Annotated in this window: 4 protein-coding genes; 1 reads left to right on the forward strand and 3 read right to left on the reverse strand. The window is 59.0% G+C overall.

Annotation, left to right across the window (positions count from 1 at the left end):
* Positions 1-89: 89 nt before the first annotated feature.
* Positions 90-752 carry an RlmE family RNA methyltransferase gene (locus WCA53_RS33685; RefSeq protein WP_423922343.1) on the reverse strand — a complete coding sequence of 221 codons (663 nt, stop codon included), beginning with the start codon at positions 750-752 and terminating at the stop codon, positions 90-92.
* 459 nt (positions 753-1,211) lie between these two features.
* Here WCA53_RS33685 and WCA53_RS33690 point away from each other — a divergent pair, with 459 nt between their 5' ends.
* Entirely contained in the window at positions 1,212-1,763 is a 552-nt protein-coding gene (locus WCA53_RS33690; protein ID WP_423922348.1) for a YhbY family RNA-binding protein, read from the forward strand.
* A gap of 72 nt (positions 1,764-1,835) precedes the next feature.
* On the opposite strand, the gene WCA53_RS33695 is transcribed toward WCA53_RS33690, so the two are convergent.
* Positions 1,836-2,354: a DUF4149 domain-containing protein gene (locus WCA53_RS33695; RefSeq protein ID WP_423922354.1), complete on the reverse strand. Its 519-nt coding sequence runs from the start codon at positions 2,352-2,354 to the stop codon at positions 1,836-1,838.
* Between the two features lie 2 nt (positions 2,355-2,356).
* Entirely contained in the window at positions 2,357-2,833 is a 477-nt protein-coding gene (gene greA / locus WCA53_RS33700; protein WP_423922351.1) for a transcription elongation factor GreA, read from the reverse strand.
* Between the last annotated feature and the right edge of the window lie 146 nt (positions 2,834-2,979).

The raw sequence follows: 2,979 nt of genomic DNA on the forward strand, positions 1-2,979 counted from the left end.
AGATAGCTGACAGGACTGAATTTCCGGACAACTCGGGCATTTCCACCGGGTTCGAAACCCTCCGCCGGCGGTCGTACCTTCAGCAAAACTCAATCACGATGCTTGAGTTGCCTGCCCAAAATAAACGTTTCGGACGATTTATCGCGCGACGCCTTAGGCTTGCGCGGCGCGACGATTTTGAACTGTTCCTTGAACTTTTTCACGATCTGACTATAGCCACTGCCGTGAAAGCACTTCACCAGCAAGGCGCCATCCGGCTTCAAGTGATGCTGCGAGAACTCCAGCGCCAGATCGCACAGGTGCTCGATTCGCGCGGCATCCGCAGAGGCTACCCCTGAGAGGTTGGGGGCCATGTCCGAAATTACAAGGTCTACCTGATGATCGCCCAGCATTTCGCGGAGTTGGTCCAGCACTGCGTCTTCGCGGAAATCACCCTGGATGAACGTCACGTCGGCAATCGGTTCCATTGGCAGCAAGTCCAGCGCAATGATCTTGCCATCAATTCCGCCTTCGCGTGTTTCGCCGCGCTTCGAGCCTTTGGCCAACTGATTGCGCGCATACTGGCTCCAGCTCCCGGGCGTCGACCCCAGGTCGACGATCACATGGCCGGGCTTGATCAGTTTGTCCTGCTCGTCGATCTCCTTGAGCTTGTATGCGGCGCGCGCCCGGTACCCCTCGCGCTGGGCGAGCTTCACGTACGGGTCGTTGATGTGGTCGTGCAGCCACGAGTAATTGAAGCGGTTTTTTGCCATTAAGAATGAACTCTTGCTGCGTAATACTGTACTTTTAGCGGATAATACGCGTCTAATTTGGGCTGCTGCTTGGTTTGTAGCCCCGGTGCGGCCTGAATCAGGCCTGAGCCGGGCCTAAGTGCAGCCTGAGTTACCGCTTACGTTTTGCTCATTTGTCAGGCAGTCTATGGCGGTGTGAGGAAAGCATTCCCGCCCGTCGCGCTCTGGTTTCGGAACTCGAAGCAGGCATTTCGCCCGTTTCTGGCTGGAACTCGTGACTAGCGGTGATCGAGCTCCGGCGATTAAAGATTCGTTAAAATCAAGCCCGTTGCTCGCCACACTTGCATTCGTTCGCATGGGCGCTGTCCGTATTTTCTCAAGCGAGGCGCCCGCCCTGCTCGCCTTTATTTTGCAATTTGCGACCGTCTAGCCGCTGTTACGCTACGGCGCCCCTCATTTTAGTCGAGTCCATTACTTCTCATGTCAGCTCTCAAACTCTCTCCTGCCCAACGCGCCGACCTGCGCTCCCAGGCTCACGCGCTCAAGCCCGTCGTACTGATCGGCGGCGATGGGCTGACCGAGGCCGTGCTGGCCGAGATCGAAGTCCACCTCGCCGTGCATCAGCTGATCAAGATTCGCGTGTTCGGTGACGACCGCGAAAGCCGCATAGCCGCTTACGCCGAAATTTGCGACAAGCTCGATGCAGCGCCGGTGCAGCAGATCGGCAAGTTGCTGGTGATATGGCGTCCCCAATCCGATGCGGTTGCGCCGTCGCGCGCAGCCGGTGTTCGTGGCGCGAATCGCCTGGCGCCGCCGAGCGCTCGCGAAGCTGCAGCAGAAGATACGTCGAAGGGACGAGCACCGCGCGTAGTGAAAGTCGTCAAGATCACGCGTGACGCGCCGGTGGTTCGCAAGCCGAAAAAGCAAAAACTTCTGGTTCGCGGCAACGAACGCGTGACCGCTGGCGGCAATGTCAAACGCGCCAAGAAGCGTCTGCCAAGCGCCAAGCGCCACCATCAATCGTCGAAGTAAGCTTTCCAGGGCCGCGCCGGGACGCTTAAGGAAATTCCGGCTGTCGCTGACGCGTTCGTCGGTGACAGCAGTTCAGCCGCGCGCTCTTTTCGCCGCGACGCTCGCCGACTTGCCTTTCGGAACAACGGCGTGCGTTGAAAACCGGCCCGGCAATCGCCAGAACAACATCAGCCCTAACACGCTTTCCACCACATAAAATGCGGTCGATATCCCGTGGAGCATGCCAAACCGGCTTGCATCCGGAGAATTCGCGAGTTCTACGCCACTGGCGCGCGCGGCCACCAGGATTGCGTTCATGAACGGCGCAAGCGCAAAATAGCCGATCAGCACGCATACCAGCATGGCGGCAATGACCCACCGCGTGCGTCTGTAGTCGTCGAAACCGGCACGACTGAGCCGATTGGCCATCAACAGCAGGACGATACCGCACGCCACGCCAATGATTCCCTCAATGCGGAATAACTGGGCGCCGACCGACCCCGCCACACTCAGGTCGAGCATGCTGAACAGGACTGGCACCGCAATGTAGCCGAGCGCCAGCAGGCTGCCCACCCAGACCATGGCGACGATCCGGAAGAGTCGATGGGCCATCATCAGATGTACTTCACCGAAATAACTTCGTAATCACGCGCGCCGCTGGGTGCCTGCACCGACGCGACATCGCCTTCCGTCTTGCCGATCAGCGCCCGCGCGATGGGCGAACTGATCGATACGAGCCCGTGGTCGATATCGGCTTCGTCGTCGCCGACGATCTGGTAGGTCACCGCAGCGCCCGACGCCAGGTCTTCGAGGTCCACGGTCGCGCCGAAAATCACACGGCCGTCGGCTTCCACGGCCGTTGGGTCGATCACCTGCGCCGCGGCGAGTTTCGACTCGAGCTCCGCAATCCGGCCTTCGATAAAGCCCTGCTTCTCTTTCGCCGCGTCGTACTCGGCGTTCTCGGAAAGATCGCCCTGAGCTCGCGCTTCGGAGATCGAGTTCACGACAGACGGCCGCTCCACCGATTTCAGGCGATGCAATTCATCGCGCAGCAAAGCCGCGCCCCGTTGGGTCAAAGGAACTGTGCTCATAAACAACTCATTACGCAAAAGTGCAGACGTAAAAAAATTACCGCGGTTAAGTGCATCTCCCGGTAAAAAGAAGGAGACACCGCTTAACCGCGGCCCTTGATGCTTAGACTTCGCTTGGGTCCTGCCACTGCTACTGCTTGGACACG

The sequence above is a fragment of the Caballeronia sp. genome, from assembly GCF_049581465.1.
Lineage (GTDB): Bacteria > Pseudomonadota > Gammaproteobacteria > Burkholderiales > Burkholderiaceae > Caballeronia.